General features: G+C 69.6%; 13 protein-coding genes. 9 read left to right on the forward strand and 4 right to left on the reverse strand.

What is annotated here, in order from left to right; all coding sequences use genetic code 11:
- Positions 1 to 18: 18 nt before the first annotated feature.
- Positions 19 to 1,782: a proteasome ATPase gene (gene arc / locus FR742_RS14260; protein WP_148031418.1), complete on the forward strand. Its 1,764-nt coding sequence runs from the start codon at positions 19 to 21 to the stop codon at positions 1,780 to 1,782.
- Between the two features lie 57 nt (positions 1,783 to 1,839).
- Here arc and FR742_RS45785 read toward each other — a convergent pair whose 3' ends face one another.
- Positions 1,840 to 3,066, reverse strand: a complete 1,227-nt coding sequence (locus FR742_RS45785; RefSeq protein ID WP_261808520.1) for a serine hydrolase — start codon at positions 3,064 to 3,066, stop codon at positions 1,840 to 1,842.
- 504 nt (positions 3,067 to 3,570) lie between these two features.
- Here FR742_RS45785 and FR742_RS14270 point away from each other — a divergent pair.
- On the forward strand, positions 3,571 to 4,650 hold the full coding sequence (locus FR742_RS14270; protein WP_246640118.1) for an acyltransferase: 1,080 nt from the start codon (positions 3,571 to 3,573) through the stop codon (positions 4,648 to 4,650).
- An 85-nt stretch (positions 4,651 to 4,735) separates the two neighbouring features.
- Positions 4,736 to 6,250, forward strand: coding sequence for a depupylase/deamidase Dop (gene dop, locus FR742_RS14275; RefSeq protein ID WP_148031420.1), 1,515 nt, complete (start codon positions 4,736 to 4,738; stop codon positions 6,248 to 6,250).
- Between the two features lie 12 nt (positions 6,251 to 6,262).
- On the opposite strand, the gene FR742_RS14280 is transcribed toward dop, so the two are convergent.
- A complete protein-coding gene (locus tag FR742_RS14280) occupies positions 6,263 to 6,667 on the reverse strand; it encodes a hypothetical protein (RefSeq protein ID WP_148031421.1) in 405 nt (134 codons plus the stop codon).
- A gap of 152 nt (positions 6,668 to 6,819) precedes the next feature.
- On the opposite strand from FR742_RS14280, the gene FR742_RS14285 reads away from it, so the two are divergent.
- Complete coding sequence (locus FR742_RS14285; RefSeq protein WP_148031422.1) at positions 6,820 to 7,029, forward strand: ubiquitin-like protein Pup; 210 nt, start codon at positions 6,820 to 6,822, stop codon at positions 7,027 to 7,029.
- 389 nt (positions 7,030 to 7,418) lie between these two features.
- Here FR742_RS14285 and FR742_RS14290 read toward each other — a convergent pair whose 3' ends face one another.
- Complete coding sequence (locus tag FR742_RS14290) at positions 7,419 to 8,471, reverse strand: DNA polymerase IV (protein ID WP_148031423.1); 1,053 nt, start codon at positions 8,469 to 8,471, stop codon at positions 7,419 to 7,421.
- Positions 8,472 to 8,489: 18 nt separating this feature from the next.
- Positions 8,490 to 9,854 (reverse strand): extracellular solute-binding protein, encoded by a 1,365-nt coding sequence (locus FR742_RS14295; protein WP_148034543.1) that lies wholly within the window; start codon positions 9,852 to 9,854, stop codon positions 8,490 to 8,492.
- Positions 9,855 to 10,025: 171 nt separating this feature from the next.
- Here FR742_RS14295 and prcB point away from each other — a divergent pair, with 171 nt between their 5' ends.
- The 5 genes from prcB to FR742_RS14320 all read left to right on the forward strand — a co-directional run bounded on the left by prcB (position 10,026) and on the right by FR742_RS14320 (position 14,709).
- Positions 10,026 to 10,871: a proteasome subunit beta gene (prcB, locus tag FR742_RS14300; protein WP_148031424.1), complete on the forward strand. Its 846-nt coding sequence runs from the start codon at positions 10,026 to 10,028 to the stop codon at positions 10,869 to 10,871.
- A gap of 21 nt (positions 10,872 to 10,892) precedes the next feature.
- Positions 10,893 to 11,672 (forward strand): proteasome subunit alpha, encoded by a 780-nt coding sequence (prcA, locus tag FR742_RS14305; RefSeq protein ID WP_187281424.1) that lies wholly within the window; start codon positions 10,893 to 10,895, stop codon positions 11,670 to 11,672.
- Positions 11,673 to 11,760: 88 nt separating this feature from the next.
- Complete coding sequence (locus FR742_RS14310) at positions 11,761 to 12,279, forward strand: hypothetical protein (protein ID WP_261808521.1); 519 nt, start codon at positions 11,761 to 11,763, stop codon at positions 12,277 to 12,279.
- A gap of 62 nt (positions 12,280 to 12,341) precedes the next feature.
- The gene (pafA, locus tag FR742_RS14315; protein ID WP_148031426.1) at positions 12,342 to 13,700 is read left to right on the forward strand and encodes a Pup--protein ligase; all 1,359 of its coding nucleotides are present in this window, start codon (positions 12,342 to 12,344) and stop codon (positions 13,698 to 13,700) included.
- A 79-nt stretch (positions 13,701 to 13,779) separates the two neighbouring features.
- Positions 13,780 to 14,709, forward strand: coding sequence for an FKBP-type peptidyl-prolyl cis-trans isomerase (locus FR742_RS14320; RefSeq protein WP_148031427.1), 930 nt, complete (start codon positions 13,780 to 13,782; stop codon positions 14,707 to 14,709).
- The last annotated feature ends 173 nt before the right edge of the window (positions 14,710 to 14,882 follow it).

The following is a 14,882-nucleotide window of genomic DNA, read 5'->3' on the forward strand; positions in this document are numbered from 1 at the left end:
GGAAGGAGGTGACGGGGCGTGGCAGCTCGCGATGATGCTGAGGCTCGAGCCGCGCAGCGCGAACGGGAGGTCGCTGATCTTTCAACACAGGTCTCCTTCCTCCAAGAGGAGATCACCGCGCTGAGGCGGAAGCTGGCCGAGTCACCCCGTCAGGCCAGGGTCCTCGAAGAGCGTCTCCATGAGGCACAGGCGAACCTCGCGGCCGTTACCGGCCAGAACGAACGCCTGGTGGCAACCCTCAAGGAGGCCCGGGACCAGATCGTCGCCCTCAAGGAGGAGGTCGACCGGCTGGCGCAGCCGCCATCCGGCTTCGGCACCTTCCTGGAGGCCAGAGACGACGGGACGATCGAGGTGTTCACCGGCGGCCGCAAGCTGCGGGTGAACGTCAGCCCGTCCGTCGACGTCGACTCGCTCAAGCGTGGCCAGGAGGTCATGCTCAACGAGGCGCTCAACGTGGTCGAGGCGCTCGGCTACGAAGAGGTCGGCGAGATCGTGATGCTCAAGGAGCTCCTCGACGAGGGCAAGCGCGCCCTGGTCATCTCACACGCCGACGAGGAGCGCGTCGTCCGCCTGGCCGACTCGCTGCTCGGCCAGCCCATCAGGGCCGGCGACTCGCTCCTGCTCGAAGCCCGCTCCGGCTACGTGTACGAGCGCATCCCGAAGTCCGAAGTCGAAGAGCTCGTCCTGGAAGAAGTGCCCGACATCTCCTACCACGAGATCGGCGGCCTCTCCCGGCAGATCGAGCAGATCAGGGACGCCATCGAGCTGCCCTACCTGCACTCCGACCTGTTCCGCGAGCACCAGCTCCGTCCGCCCAAAGGCGTGCTGCTCTACGGCCCGCCCGGTTGCGGCAAGACGCTCATCGCCAAGGCCGTCGCCAACTCCCTGGCCAAGCAGGTCGCCGAGCGCACCGGCCAGGAAGGCAAGAGCTTCTTCCTCAACATCAAGGGCCCGGAGCTGCTCAACAAGTACGTCGGCGAGACCGAGCGGCACATCCGCCTGGTCTTCCAGCGCGCCCGTGAGAAGGCCTCCGAGGGCACCCCGGTGATCGTGTTCTTCGACGAGATGGACTCGATCTTCCGCACCCGCGGGTCCGGCGTGTCGTCCGACGTCGAGAACACCATCGTGCCCCAGCTGCTGTCGGAGATCGATGGAGTCGAGGGCCTGGAGAACGTCATCGTCATCGGCGCCTCCAACCGCGAGGACATGATCGACCCGGCGATCCTGCGGCCCGGCCGCCTGGACGTCAAGATCAAGATCGAGCGGCCGGACGCCGAGGCGGCCAAGGACATCTTCTCCAAGTACCTGGTCACCGACCTCCCGCTCCACCCCGACGACCTGACCGAGCACGGCGGCTCCCGAGAAGCCACCATCCAGGGCATGATCCAGAGCGTCGTCGAGCGCATGTACACCGAGAGCGAAGAGAACCGCTTCCTCGAGGTCACCTACGCCAACGGCGACAAGGAAGTGCTCTACTTCAAGGACTTCAACTCCGGCGCGATGATCCAGAACATCGTCGACCGGGGCAAGAAGATGGCCATCAAGCAGTTCCTGGAGACCAAGCAGAAGGGCCTGCGGGTGCAACACCTCCTCACGGCCTGCGTGGACGAGTTCTCCGAGAACGAAGACCTGCCCAACACCACCAACCCCGACGACTGGGCCCGCATCTCCGGCAAGAAGGGCGAGCGGATCGTCTACATCCGCACGCTCGTCTCCGGCAAGCAGGGCGCCGAGGCCGGCCGTTCGATCGACACGGTCGCCAACACCGGTCAGTACCTCTAGATCACGACCAGGAGCCGCCGCCGCGTCGAAACGCCGGTCGGCGGCTCCTGCCGTGGGCTAGCCCCTCTCCGGAGCGGCGGGCCAGGGAAGCGTACGGGACGCCGCGGTGATGAGGGCGCCCGCCTGACGGACGGCCCGCACGAGGCCGTGGTCGGAGCCCGGCGGGCCGGATGCCAGGACCGCGTAGGCGACAGGGCCCAGGATGCCCACATCGGCGCGGACGCCGTCGTCGGTGCCCGTCTTGTTGGCCAGCCGGCCGCCCTCCGGGTCATGCCCCATGAAGGCGGGCACCAGGCCGTGGTCGGTGTTGGCCAGCATCCACCCGCGCATCAGCACCTGCCACCCCTCCGGGCCGGACAGCAGCGCCGCCAGGCCCGCCAGCTCACCGGCGGTGCCCAGGGCGAAGGCCGGCGGATGCTCGGGGCCGCGAGGCTCCCGGATCCGGTCCAGCAGGCGGGTGCGGGTCAGCCCGAGCGCCGCGGCGGTGGCGTTCACCCGGTCCAGGCCGATGCGGCGCAGCAGCGCGTTCGTCGCGGTGTTGTCGCTCACCGACGCCGTGAGCAGGGCCAGGTCGCCGACCGTCCACGTCCGCGCGGACAGTCCGGGCAGCAGCCCCGACCCGCCGCAGTAGTCGTCGTCATGCAGGGACACCGGCTCGTCCGGGTCCAGGACGCCACCGTCGATGCCCATCGCCACCTCGGCCAGCAGCAGCACCTTGCCCACACTGGCCAGCGGCAGCTCCACGTCCTCACACCAGGCCAACGCCGAGAGCCCCGCGTCCACCCGGCTCCCCGGCCCCATACCGGAGACCTCGGCGTGCACCCTGCCTGAAACGGAGAGTTCGGCCTGAGCCGACGACGCGAGAGAGGGGCCGGTGCGGGCCGCACCTACGGCGGTGGATCCGGTGTGTGCAGAGCCTGCGGGGGAGAGGCCGGCGTGTGCTGAGCCCGTGACGAAGGGGTCGGTGTGGTCCGAGGCCGCGGCGGAGAGGTCGGTGTGTGCTGGGGTTGTGAAGGTGGGGGCGGTTCGTCCTGGGCTGGGGGGCGATCCGGAGGGCGGGAGCGTGGTGATGGCGCGGACGGAGACGGCGAGCGTGCCGGGGCAGGCGGCCGCTATGCGCTCCAGGGCCGCGGCGAGCGCGGTGGAGTCGCCGCGCGCCGCGGCCGCCATGGTGAGATCGGCGCCGTCCGCTGCCTCCACGGCGGAGGCGGCCGTCCGGAGAACCTCGGCGGCCTCCTCCCACGATGGGACGGGCGTGCGGACGGGGTGGTCGCGGGGAGTCATGGTGCTGATCCTTCCGGGGCGGGCGGGGTGACCACATTGTCCCGGACGGCCACCTCGCCGGCCGTCACCACCAGGCGCGGGCCCGCAGCAGGTGGCGCCGTCCGCCACCGTGGTGACGGCCAGGCGAAACCACCTGGTCCACCGCGATGGCGGCGACAGCGGATCTCCGGAACTGCGCGCCGGAGGCATGGAGTCCGTACGGGCGATCAGTGACGGGGTGCCCGGCTGGGAGAACACGGCTGGCCACGGCGGCCGAGCCGCGTGCACGCCGCCGGACCCCGGCGCGAAGGCCGCACGATCACGTCTCAGCGGACCTGGCGGGCTCAGAGCGCAGGGTGACCAGGTACGCGCCCGACCCCGGCGATCGCGACCGCTTACCGCGACTTGGGCTAAGAAAACATCTGTGTGACGGATGTGAAAGGAGGGAACCGGAATGATCACTGGGGCGTCCAAGTCCCCATGCACCAACAGAACCGGCCGAAGCATGCTCGTGGGGACGGCCGGTTGGCCGAGCTCGACCTCCTGCGCTTCATCGCCGCCCTGGCCGTGCTGGCCTTCCACTACCTCGTGGCCTACGCGTCCGTCTGGGGCGACCGGCCCGCCGAGCTGTTCCCCGCCCTCGCCCCCATCGCCGGGTTAGGCATCCTCGGCGTCGAGCTGTTCTTCATCATCAGCGGCTTCGTCATCCTCATGACCATCTGGGGGCGTGGCCTCGGCTCGTTCGCCCGCTCCCGCCTCGTCAGGCTCTACCCCGCCTACTGGCTCAGCCTCCTCGCCGTCGCCGGCGTCTACGGCCTCACCAGCACCAAGGCGCTCGACCCCAAGCTCTCCACCGGCGAGTATCTGGTCAACGCCACCATGTTCCAGCGGCTGTTCAAGATCGGCGACGCCTCCGGCGTCTACTGGTCGCTCTGGGCCGAGCTCCGCTTCTACCTGCTCATCACCATCCTGGTCGTGGCCGGCGTCACCTACGGCCGGGTGCTCGTCTTCTGCGGCGTCTGGCTCGTCGCCGCGCTCGGCGCCGAACTCCTCGGCAACCCGGTGCTCAACGAGATCCTCATGCCCCGGTACGCGCCCTACTTCGTGGCGGGCATGGCCCTCTACCTCATCCACAAGCAGGGCAGCGCCTGGCTGCCCTGGATCTACGTCGCGGCCTCGTACGGCATGTCCCTGCACGCGGCGCTGGAACGGGTGCACGGCCGGATCGAGCTCGCGGGTTTCAAGAACATGCCCGTCACCGACGTCAGCGTCGTCATCACCATGACGCTGATCTATCTGGTCATGGCGCTCGTCGCCCTCGGCCTGCTGCGCCTGCGCGCCCGTCCCGCGCTCACCGCGCTCGGCGCGACCACGTACCCGCTCTATCTGTTCCACTCCGTGATCGCCGCCGCGCTCGTGCCGCTCCTCGTCGGCGATCTGCCGCCGTGGGCCACCGCGGTCATCACCACCGTCGTGGCCGTCGTCGTGTCGTACGCGGTCTACGCGTTCGCCGAACGTCCCATCCAGCGCATACTCAAGCCCCGCCGGGCATCCGTGAGCACGGCGGCGCCCGTGGTAGAGGTGGAAAAGACGTCGGTGCCATAACTCTGTGACCCTGGGGCACTGTGAAGGGCATAGGCTCGGGCATATAAACGGCGGATAGACAGATCCGGACGAACAGAGGGTGCGCATGACGGTGCGTCGGGTGATGGGCATCGAGACCGAGTACGGCATCTCCGTACCCGGTCAGCCAGGCGCCAACGCGATGGTGACCTCCTCGCAGGTGGTCAACGCGTACCTGGCCGCCTCCGCGGCCAAGGCGCGCAGGGCGCGGTGGGACTTCGAGGAGGAGAACCCGCTGCGCGACGCCAGAGGGTTCGACCTCGCCAGAGAGGTCGCCGACCCCAGCCAGCTGACCGACGAGGACCTCGGCCTCGCCAACGTCATCCTCACCAACGGGGCCAGGCTCTACGTCGACCACGCGCACCCTGAATACTCGACGCCGGAGTGCACCAACCCACGCGCCGCCGTCATCTGGGACAAGGCCGGCGAACGCGTCATGTACGACGCCGCGCAGCGGGCCGGCGCCATCCCCTCCAACGCCCCCATCCAGCTCTACAAGAACAACACCGACGCCAAGGGCGCCAGCTACGGCTGCCATGAGAACTACCTCATGCGGCGGGCGACGCCGTTCGCCGACATCGTCCGCCACCTGACCCCGTTCTTCGTCTCCCGGCAGGTCGTGGTCGGCGCCGGCAAGGTCGGCATCGGCCAGGACTCACGCGGCGAAGGCTTCCAGATCAGCCAGCGGGCCGACTTCTTCGAGGTCGAGGTGGGCCTGGAGACCACGCTCAAGCGGCCGATCATCAACACGCGCGACGAGCCGCACGCCGACCCGGAGAAGTACCGGCGGCTGCACGTCATCATCGGCGACGCCAACATGTCGGAGATTTCCACTTACCTGAAGCTGGGCTCGACCGCGCTCGTCCTCGCCATGATCGAAGACGGCTTCCTCACCCGCGACCTCACCGTCGAGAACCCCGTCCAGGCCCTGCGCGCCGTCTCCCACGACCCGTCCTGCCGCTACGAGATCGCCATGCGCGACGGCCGCAAGCTCACCGCCGTCCAACTGCAGATGGAGTACCTCGAACAGGCGCGCAAGTACGTCGAGGAACGCGAGACCGCGCAGGACGAGATGAACAAGGACATCCTCGACCGCTGGGAGTCCGTGCTCACCCGCCTCGCCGAAGACCCCATGCAGCTGTCCAGGGAGCTCGACTGGGTCGCCAAACTCGAGCTCCTCGAGGGCTACCGCAGCCGCGACGGCCTGGCCTGGTCGCACCCCCGGCTCCAGCTCGTCGACCTGCAATACTCCGACATCCGGCCCGACCGGGGCCTCTACAACCGGCTCGTCGCCCGCGGCCGCATCCAACGGCTGATCACCGAGGACGAGGTCCAGCGGGCCGTCGAGCATCCGCCCAGCGACACCCGCGCCTACTTCCGCGGCCGCTGCCTGCGGCAGTACAGCGAGGCCGTCGCCGCCGCCTCCTGGGACTCCGTCATCTTCGACATCCCGGGCAGGGAGTCCCTCCAGCGCGTTCCCACCCTGGAGCCCCTGCGCGGCACCAAGGCCCACGTCGGAGAGCTCTTCGACCGCTGCCGCACCGCGGCCGACCTCGTCGCCGCCCTCACCGGCGGTGAGTAGCGGGGCGTCGGGCTACACCAGCCCGACGCCCAGCGTCAGCGTCCCAGCCGCGAGCGACGCGCCGCCCAGGAACGTCAGGTAGATCAGCTTGTTCGGCTTGGTGTCGCCGGGCCGCACCACCGACAGGAAGAACCCCAGCGGCATCAGGATCGGCGCCGCCACGATCGCCAGGCGCACCAGCCCCTTCACCGGGTCCGACAGCGCCGCCTGGTCCACGTACAGCATCGCCACCAGGCTGAAGAGCACCAGCACGCCCGCATGCGCGTGCCCGGCCCGCCACAGACCGCGCCGCACCGGGTTGTCGAGATAGCCGGGAACGTTCCGCATCAGGAACCGCAGCAGCGTCACACCGCCGAAGGCGATGGTCGGCACCGTGATGAGCAGCACGCCTGCCGTGCTGAGTGAAGCGGGGGACATCTCAGAACCTCCTGTGTCATCGGGGGTCCCAGTATTGGATAGCAGCGCTATCCAGTCAAGCGGGTAAGGTCAGGGGACGATCGGCGCGAAATGTCGGGCCGTTCGGGGAAGATATGGACTGAGAGGCAGTCCCCCGCACATGGAGGTAGGGCATGGCTACGAAGGACACCGGCGGGCAGAAGCAGACCGGCCGGCGCGAGTCCGAGGTCGAGGAGACCGAGGCCTCCGCGGCGCCGGACGTCCAGGAGCGCCAGGAGAAGCTCACGGACGACGTCGACGCGATTCTGGACGAGATCGACGAGGTCCTCGAAGAGAACGCGGAGGAATTCGTGCGGAGCTACGTCCAGAAGGGCGGAGAGTAGGCCCAGGCGGACATCGACAAGGAGTGCGAACGGGTGGAACCACCGGAAGGATGTAAGCGCTGCTCCGACTGCGGAGAGGCCCCTGGCCTCTCCGCAGTCGGGCTGAACGAACGCGTGCCCGACGGGCGGGCGCGCCACCCCAAGGTCTGCTTCCGGAAACGGTCCACCCAGAGCTGTCGCGAGCGCAGAGGGTCTGCTGCCCGCCTCGCCCTACCGAAGCGATGCGCGAGATCAAGGATCATGACAGTCGGCACGACCACCTGCTGAAACACCGCTACGGCAACCCGAGCGCACGCTCCGCCGTCGACCACTGCCACCGGACGGGCCGGGTCCGGGGCAGTCGGGGTGCCGGGTCCGGCCCCGGCTCAGGAGACGGCGAGGCCGGCGTTCTACGGGGACGCGGTGCGGGTCCGGGCGGGCATCTGGTAGGCGGCGCCGACACCGAGGAGGCGTACGGGGCGGCTCAGGTCGAAGCGGGCGAGGGCGTCGAGGGCGGCGCCGGTGACGGTCCCGGGGTCCGTGGTGGGGGAGGGGAGCGTCGTCTGGCGGGTCCGGGTGAGGAACGGGGCGAAACGGACCTTGACGGTGACGCGGATGATGGCGCGGCCCGCTCCGGCGGCGTCGGCGGTGACCTGGCGGGCGAGTCCGGAGACCTGGGCGGCGATCTCGGCGGGATCGGTGAGGTCCTCCCGATAGGTGGTCTCGCGACTGTGGCCACGCGGGATCCACGGCGTGGTGACGACCTCGGCCTCGCCCTTGCCGAGGGCGAGATAGCGCAGCCAGGGGCCGTTGGTGGGGCCGAAGCGGCCGGCGAGGCCCTCTGGATCGGCGGCGGCCAGCTCGGCGACGGTGCGCAGGCCGAGCTCGGCGAGTTTCCCGGCGGTCTTGGCGCCGATGCCCCACAGGGCGTTGGTGGGCCGGTGGTTCATCTGCTCGGCCCAGGTGTCGCCGGTGAGCCGGTGCACTCCGGCGGGTTTGGCGAAGCCGGAGGCGAGTTTGGCCTGGTGCTTGTTGTCGCCGATGCCGACGGAGCACGAAAGCTCGGTGCGTTCGCGTACGGCTCGCTGGATGTCGCGGGCGAGGGCTTCCGGGTCGTCGGTGCGGACGCCTAGGAAGGCCTCGTCCCAGCCCCAGACCTCGACGTCGGCGGGGAAGTCGCGCAGGACGGCCATGACGCGGGCGGAGGCGGCCTCGTAGGCGGGCGGGTCGCTGGGCAGGAAGACGGCGTCGGGGCAGCGGCGCAGCGCGGTGCGCAGGGGCGTGCCGGAGTGGACTCCGCGGGCGCGGGCCTCGTAGGTGGCGGTCGCGGCGACCGTCCGGGGCCGGGTGGGGTCGCCGTCGCCGCCCACGACCACGGGCCGGCCGCGCAGCTCGGGGTGGCGCAGCAGCTCGACGGCGGCGATGAACTGGTCGAGGTCGACGTGCAGGACCCAGGTCCTCATGGGTCCAGTATCGGCGGGTCAGCCGCTGACGTTGGCGGCGCCCCCGGCGAGTTCTTCCAGTTTCGCCTGGTAGGCGGCGGCGGCCTCGTCGGCGCTCCGGCCGGAGACGATGTCGGCGGTGGCCTCCTGCAGCGCGACCGACACCTGCGGGTAGACGGCGAGGCCGGGCCGGTAGGCGGTGATGGGCAGCACCTCGTCGGCGATGTACCCGAGCATCGGGTCCCCGGCGAGCACCTCGTCGTTGACGTCGGTGCGGGAGCTGATGCGCACCTGGCCGGCGAGCTGCGACTCGGTGGCGGCCGCGGAGTGCATGAACGCGAGCAGTTCCCAGGCGAGCCGCGGGGCGGCGGAGCGGGGGTTGAGCACGCGGACGGCGCCGCCCGACATGCTGGCGTGGTCCTGGCCGCGGATGCCGGCGCCGGGCTCCTTGGCGGGGATCCTCGCGTAGCCGACGACCTTGTCGCGGTCCTTCATGAGGGCGACGCCGGCGTTGGGCTCGATGACGGAACGCCAGAAGTAGTCGCCTTCGAGCAGGATGGCGATCTTGCCGTCGGCGAACTGGGTGAAGGACTTGTCGCGGCCCTTGGCCTCCTGCTGCAGCTTGGGGTCGCCGAGGCCGCTGCCGCCGTAGATCCGCTCGTAGAAGCCGAGCACGTCCTTCATCGCCTGGGAGGCGCCGGTCCACTTGCCCTGGCTGTAGATCTCCGCGCCCGCGCCGGCGAGCAGGGGGAGGACGCCCTGCATGGTGGTGGCCTCGCCCATGGCGGTGCCGGCGTTGATCTGGATGGGCGTGGGCACGCCCGCCGCCTTCAGCTTCTCGCCGGCGTCGATGATGTCCTGCCAGCTCGCGGGCTGCCAGTCGGCGGGCAGGCCGGCCTTGCCGAACAGGGTCTTGTTGTAGAACAGGACGCGGCCGTCGGTGCCCTGCGGCAGCCCGTACTTCTTGCCGTCGAAGATGCCCAGCCCCTGCACCGCCTGCGGGATCTGAGACCAGCCCTCCCAGGAGTCGACCGCGGCCCCGCCGACCTCGGCGAGCGGCTTGATGTAGCCGGCCTGGGCGAACTCGCCGACCCAGATGCCGTCGACGTCGATGACGTCCGCCCCGGCGCCGGACTTGAGGTCCAGGGCGAGCTTGGTCTTGTACTGCTCGTCGTCGACGCCGCTGGGCTGGAAGAGCACCTTGACGTTCTGGTGGGTCTTCTCGAACTCGGGGATGACCCAGTTCTTGATCCAGTCGGCGGATTCCGAGTTCTTGCCGCCGGAGATCGAGTTGGCGGCGATGGCGAGGGTGACGGTGCCGCCCTCGGCGGGGGCGCCGGTGCCGCAGGAGGCGAGCGCCAGGCCGGCGACGGCGATGAGCACGGGCAGGCGGGGCATGCGCATGGCGTCCTCCTGTTCAGGACGTGCGGACATACCGACGATCGCACGGGCGATGCGGGGCGTAAAGAAACGATCTGATGAACGGTTCGCCCTGAGCTGATCGTGGGAAGTGCAGACAGCGACGCAACAACAGTAGGGTCGGCACAGGAACACTGAATGTTGGGAGGGAGTCGCGTGGCGAAGAGGGATCTGCCCACCGGCTTGGTGAGCCAGCTTTTCCAGAACACCGGAAGTTCCTCGTTCACCGATTTCGTGAGCGCGTACGCGCCGGAGTTGCTGCCCCGCAGAGACGAGGTGCTGGCTACGCCGATCGGCGACCAGGTTCCGCACGCGACCACGATCGTGGCGGCGACGTTCGCCGGCGGGGTGGTGATGGCCGGTGACCGGCGCGCCACGTCCGGCAACATCATTTCCCAGCGCGACGTGGAGAAGGTCTTCCGGACCGACGACTACTCGTGCATGGGCATCGCCGGCACGGCCTCGACCGGCATCGAGATGGCCCGGCTCTACCGCGTGGAGCTGGAGCACTACGAGAAGCTCGAAGGCCGCACGATGTCGGTGAAGGGCAAGGCCAACAGGCTGGCCACGATGATCCGCGGCAACCTGGCGATGGCGATGCAGGGGCTGGTGGTGGTGCCGCTGTTCGCCGCCTACGACCCCGACCGCGACGAGGGGCGGATCTTCAGTTACGACGTGGCGGGCGGTCCTTACGAGCGGGAGCGGTTCGACGCGATCGGCTCCGGTTCGATCTTCGCGCGCGGCGCGCTCAAGAAGCTCTACCGCGAGGGGGCGTCGGCCGACGACATCACGATGGTGCTCATCCAGGCCCTGTACGACGCCGCCGACGACGACTCGGCGACCGGCGGGCCCGACATGACGCGGAAGATCTTCCCGATCGTGTCGCTGATCGACGCCGACGGTTTCCGCCGGCTGACCGATGAGCAGGTGTCCGGCTACGTGCGGCAGATGCTCGACGAGCGCCTGATCTCCCCCGACGGCCCCATCGCCCCGCTGCGCTAGAAAGGACCCTCAGTCGTGTCCATGCCTTTCGGATATGCGTCCCCTGAGCAGATCATGCGGGACAAGGCGGACTACGCGCGCAAGGGCATCGCGCGGGGCCGTTCCGTGGTCGTGCTGCAGTACGTCGACGGCATCCTGTTCGTGGCGCCCAACCCGTCACGCGCCCTCCACAAGATCAGCGAGATCTACGACCGCATCGGGTTCGCCGCCGTCGGCCGCTACAACGAGTTCGAGGAGCTGCGGCTGGGCGGCATCCGCTACGCCGACATCAACGGCTACTCCTACGACCGCTCCGACGTGACCGGCCGCGGCCTGGCCAACCTGTACGCCTCCAACCTCGGCCGCATCTTCACCGAGTCGATCAAGTCGCTGGAGGTGGAGGTCGTGGTCGCCGAGGTGGGCGACGGGCCCGAGGGCGACGCGATCTACCGGCTGACGTTCGACGGCTCGGTCTTCGACGAGCACGGCTTCGCCGCGATGGGCGGCCAGGCCGACGCGGTGCTCGGCCGGCTCAAGGAGCACTACCGCGAGTCGATGTCGCTGTCCGACGCGCTGGAGGTGGCGCTGAAGGCGCTGACCGAGCCTGGCGGCGAGCGGCCGCCGGTGGAGCAGCTGGAGGTCGCGGTGCTCGACCGCAACCGCGAGCACCGCAAGTTCAAGCGGCTGGCGGGCGCCCAGCTCGACCGGCTGCTGGCGTCGGCCCCGCCCCCTGCCGAAGAGCCTCCGGCGGCGGAGTCCGACGAGAAGCCGCCGCCGACGGGCCCCGACGGCCCGGTCGACGACGGCTCGTCCCCGCTGTAGCGGCCGATTTCGTACGACAACCCCCGGTGTGAGGTGGATCACGCCGGGGGTGTCGAACCGCGGCGCGCGATCGGCCATCCTATGGTCCGTGAACACGACGATCCGCAGCCTGCTCGCCGGCGGCGCCGCCGCGGCCATCCTCCTGACGTCCTCCGCGGCGGCCGAGGCCGCCGCCCCGCGCTACAGAGCGCCCAAGATCTTCGGCACTTCCTTCCAGGCCGACCCGAAGCACGACTTCACCAGGTCGCCGCGGCCGCGCCACAACGGCATCCTGCGCGGCTGGATCACCCACGTGAGCGGCGGCGTGGCCGAGTACGAACCCATCAGGTGGAAGAAGGGCAAGGTCACCGAGGGCCGGTTCGTGGGCCCGCCGGAAGGCGACGTGCGCGTCTACGCCTCGCCCATCTCCCGGAAGGTGGTCTTCCTGTCCGCGCTGGGCTGCGGCCAGAAGATGACCGGCCTGACCGTCGACCGCCGGACCGGTCTGGGGAGCAAGCGCTGCTCGCGCGCCGACCTCATCAAGCGGGCCCAGCGAGGCGAGCGACCGGCCCTCATCACCGTCCACAAGGGCCAGATCGTGAAGGTCCAGGAGATCTTCACGCCCTGACGCCGGAAAACACCAGGCGGAGATCTCTCCCGCTTCCCCATCCGTGGGCATAGTGTGAGGTGATGGATCGTCGCATCTTCGGGCTGGAGAACGAGTACGGCGTGACCTGCACGTTCAGGGGGCAGCGCAGGCTGTCCCCCGACGAGGTCGCGCGCTACCTGTTCCGGCGGGTCGTGTCCTGGGGCCGATCGAGCAACGTCTTCCTCCGCAACGGCGCACGCCTCTACCTCGACGTAGGCAGCCATCCTGAATACGCAACCCCCGAGTGTGACAACGTCATCGAGCTGGTCACCCACGACAAGGCGGGTGAGCGGATCCTGGAGGGCCTTCTGGTCGACGCCGAGAAGCGGCTGCGCGAAGAAGGCATCGCCGGGGACATCTATCTGTTCAAGAACAACACCGACTCGGCGGGCAACTCCTACGGCTGCCACGAGAACTACCTCGTGGGCAGACACGGCGAGTTCGGGCGGCTGGCCGACGTCCTCATCCCGTTCCTGGTGACCCGGCAGATCATCTGCGGCGCCGGCAAGGTGCTGCAGACGCCGCGCGGCGCCGTCTACTGCGTCTCGCAGCGGGCCGAGCACATCTGGGAGGGCGTCTCGTCGGCCACCACCCGGTCGCGGCCGATCATCAACACCCGCGACGAGCCGCACGCCGACGCCGAGCGGTTCCGCCGCCTGCACGTCATCGTCGGCGACTCGAACATGAGCGAGACCACGATGCTGCTCAAGGTCGGCGCGACCGACCTGGTGCTGCGCATGATCGAGGCCGGCACGGTGATGCGCGACCTGACACTGGAGAACCCGATCAGGGCCATCCGGGAGGTGTCGCACGACATGACCGGCCGGCGGCGGGTGCGGCTGGCCAACGGGCGCGAGGCGTCCAGCCTGGAGATCCAGCAGGAATACCTGTCGAAGGCGCAGGACTTCGTCGACCGGCGCGGCGGCGACGCCATCGCGCACCGGGTGCTGGAGCTGTGGGAGCGCACGCTGCGCGCCGTCGAGACCGGCGACCTCGACCTGGTGTCGCGGGAGATCGACTGGGTGACGAAATACCAGCTGATCGAGCGCTACCGCAAGAAGTACGACCTGCCGCTGTCGTCGCCCCGGGTGGCGCAGCTCGACCTGGCCTACCACGACGTGCACCGCAAGCGCGGCCTCTACTACCTGCTGCAGAAGCGCGGCTCGGTGGAGCGGGTGGCGTCCGATCTGAAGATCTTCGAGGCCAAGTCGGTGCCGCCGCAGACGACCAGGGCGCGGCTGCGCGGCGAGTTCATCCGCAAGGCGCAGGAGAAGCGGCGCGACTTCACCGTCGACTGGGTTCACCTCAAGCTGAACGACCAGGCGCAGCGGACCGTGCTGTGCAAGGACCCGTTCCGCAGCGTGGACGAGAGAGTTGACAAGCTGATCGCCGGCATGTGAGCGGCGCCGGTTTACCTCGGGCCTACCAGGCTTCGGGTAGGGTGACGCGAATCTGACCGTCGTTCCCCGAGGGAAATCCATGCGCCGCGCTCTGGCCGCTCTGGCCGCCGTGCCTATGCTCTTCTTCGCCGCCGCGTGCGGCTCCGATACGGCCTCGACCGCGTCCGGAGACGGGTCCGCGGGGGTGAAGGTCACCGGCGAGGTGGGCGCCAAGCCCACGGTGACCTTCCCCTCCGGCGACCCCGCCACCACGTCGTCGTACAAGGTCCTGGAGACCGGCGACGGCCCCGCGGTCAAGGCGGGCGACCAGCTCATCGTCAACCTTTCCGTCTGGAACTGGGACGGTAAGGACAACGCCGCGCAGGGTTCCACGTACGACACCAAGACGCCGGAGACCCTGCCGGTGAACGAGCAGCTCCCGCAGCTGCTGCGTGACGGTTTCACGAAGATGAAGCACGGCGGGCGGCTGCTGGCGGTCATGGCCAACGACCTCGTCACCCCGGCGGCGGGGCAGTCGCCGTCCACGGAGGCGACGAAGGTGTTCGTGATGGACGTGGTCGGCACGCCGCCGAAGCCGCTCGCGGCCGCCACCGGCAAGGAGACCGGCGAGACCCTCAAGGGCGTCAAGGTGGAGAGCCCCGGCGGCGACAAGGCGCCGACGCTGACCACGAAGACCAAGGACAAGCCGTCCAAGGAGCTCGTCGTCAAGACCCTCATCAAGGGCGAGGGCGAGCCGGTCAAGGCCGGGGCCACGCTGAGCGTCCACTACACCGGCAAGATCTGGGGCACCGACAAGGAGTTCGACTCCAGCTGGGGCCGGGGCGAGCCCGCCTCGTTCCCGCTGGCGCAGGTCATCCAGGGCTGGCAGAAGGGCCTGGAGGGCGTGCCGGTGGGCAGCCGCGTGGTGATGAGCATCCCGCCGGACCTCGGCTACGGCGCCCAGGAGCAGCAGGGCATCCCGGCCAACAGCACGCTGGTGTTCGTGGTGGACGTCCTGTCGGCCTACTGACCGTCCTGACGACGGGCGTGTCTCCTTCGGTACGGGGGCGCGTCCGTCGTGTGGTTGCGGGAATGCCTTGCCCGTTTCGTCGCGTTCGCTGACGGGTGACCCGGCGGGGCGGTAGCATCGCGGGGCTCGTGCCCGGTGCGAGCCCTCATGCGTGTCTTTCGGGAGGCGCGCAC

Source organism: Nonomuraea sp. C10 (assembly GCF_008017515.1).
In the GTDB taxonomy this organism is placed as follows: Bacteria; Actinomycetota; Actinomycetes; order Streptosporangiales; family Streptosporangiaceae; genus Nonomuraea; species Nonomuraea ferruginea.

Bases quoted from the DNA above. Each gene is read 5' to 3' on its own strand.
- FR742_RS45785 (WP_261808520.1), bottom strand. From the start codon at position 3,066: ATGACTCCCCGCGACCACCCCGTCCGCACGCCCGTCCCATCGTGGGAG.
- dop (WP_148031420.1), top strand. From the start codon at position 4,736: ATGACGGTGCGTCGGGTGATGGGCATCGAGACCGAGTACGGCATCTCC.
- FR742_RS14280 (WP_148031421.1), bottom strand. From the start codon at position 6,667: ATGTCCCCCGCTTCACTCAGCACGGCAGGCGTGCTGCTCATCACGGTG.
- FR742_RS14285 (WP_148031422.1), top strand. From the start codon at position 6,820: ATGGCTACGAAGGACACCGGCGGGCAGAAGCAGACCGGCCGGCGCGAG.
- FR742_RS14290 (WP_148031423.1), bottom strand. From the start codon at position 8,471: ATGAGGACCTGGGTCCTGCACGTCGACCTCGACCAGTTCATCGCCGCC.
- FR742_RS14295 (WP_148034543.1), bottom strand. From the start codon at position 9,854: ATGCGCATGCCCCGCCTGCCCGTGCTCATCGCCGTCGCCGGCCTGGCG.
- prcA (WP_187281424.1), top strand. From the start codon at position 10,893: ATGCCTTTCGGATATGCGTCCCCTGAGCAGATCATGCGGGACAAGGCG.
- pafA (WP_148031426.1), top strand. From the start codon at position 12,342: ATGGATCGTCGCATCTTCGGGCTGGAGAACGAGTACGGCGTGACCTGC.
- FR742_RS14320 (WP_148031427.1), top strand. From the start codon at position 13,780: ATGCGCCGCGCTCTGGCCGCTCTGGCCGCCGTGCCTATGCTCTTCTTC.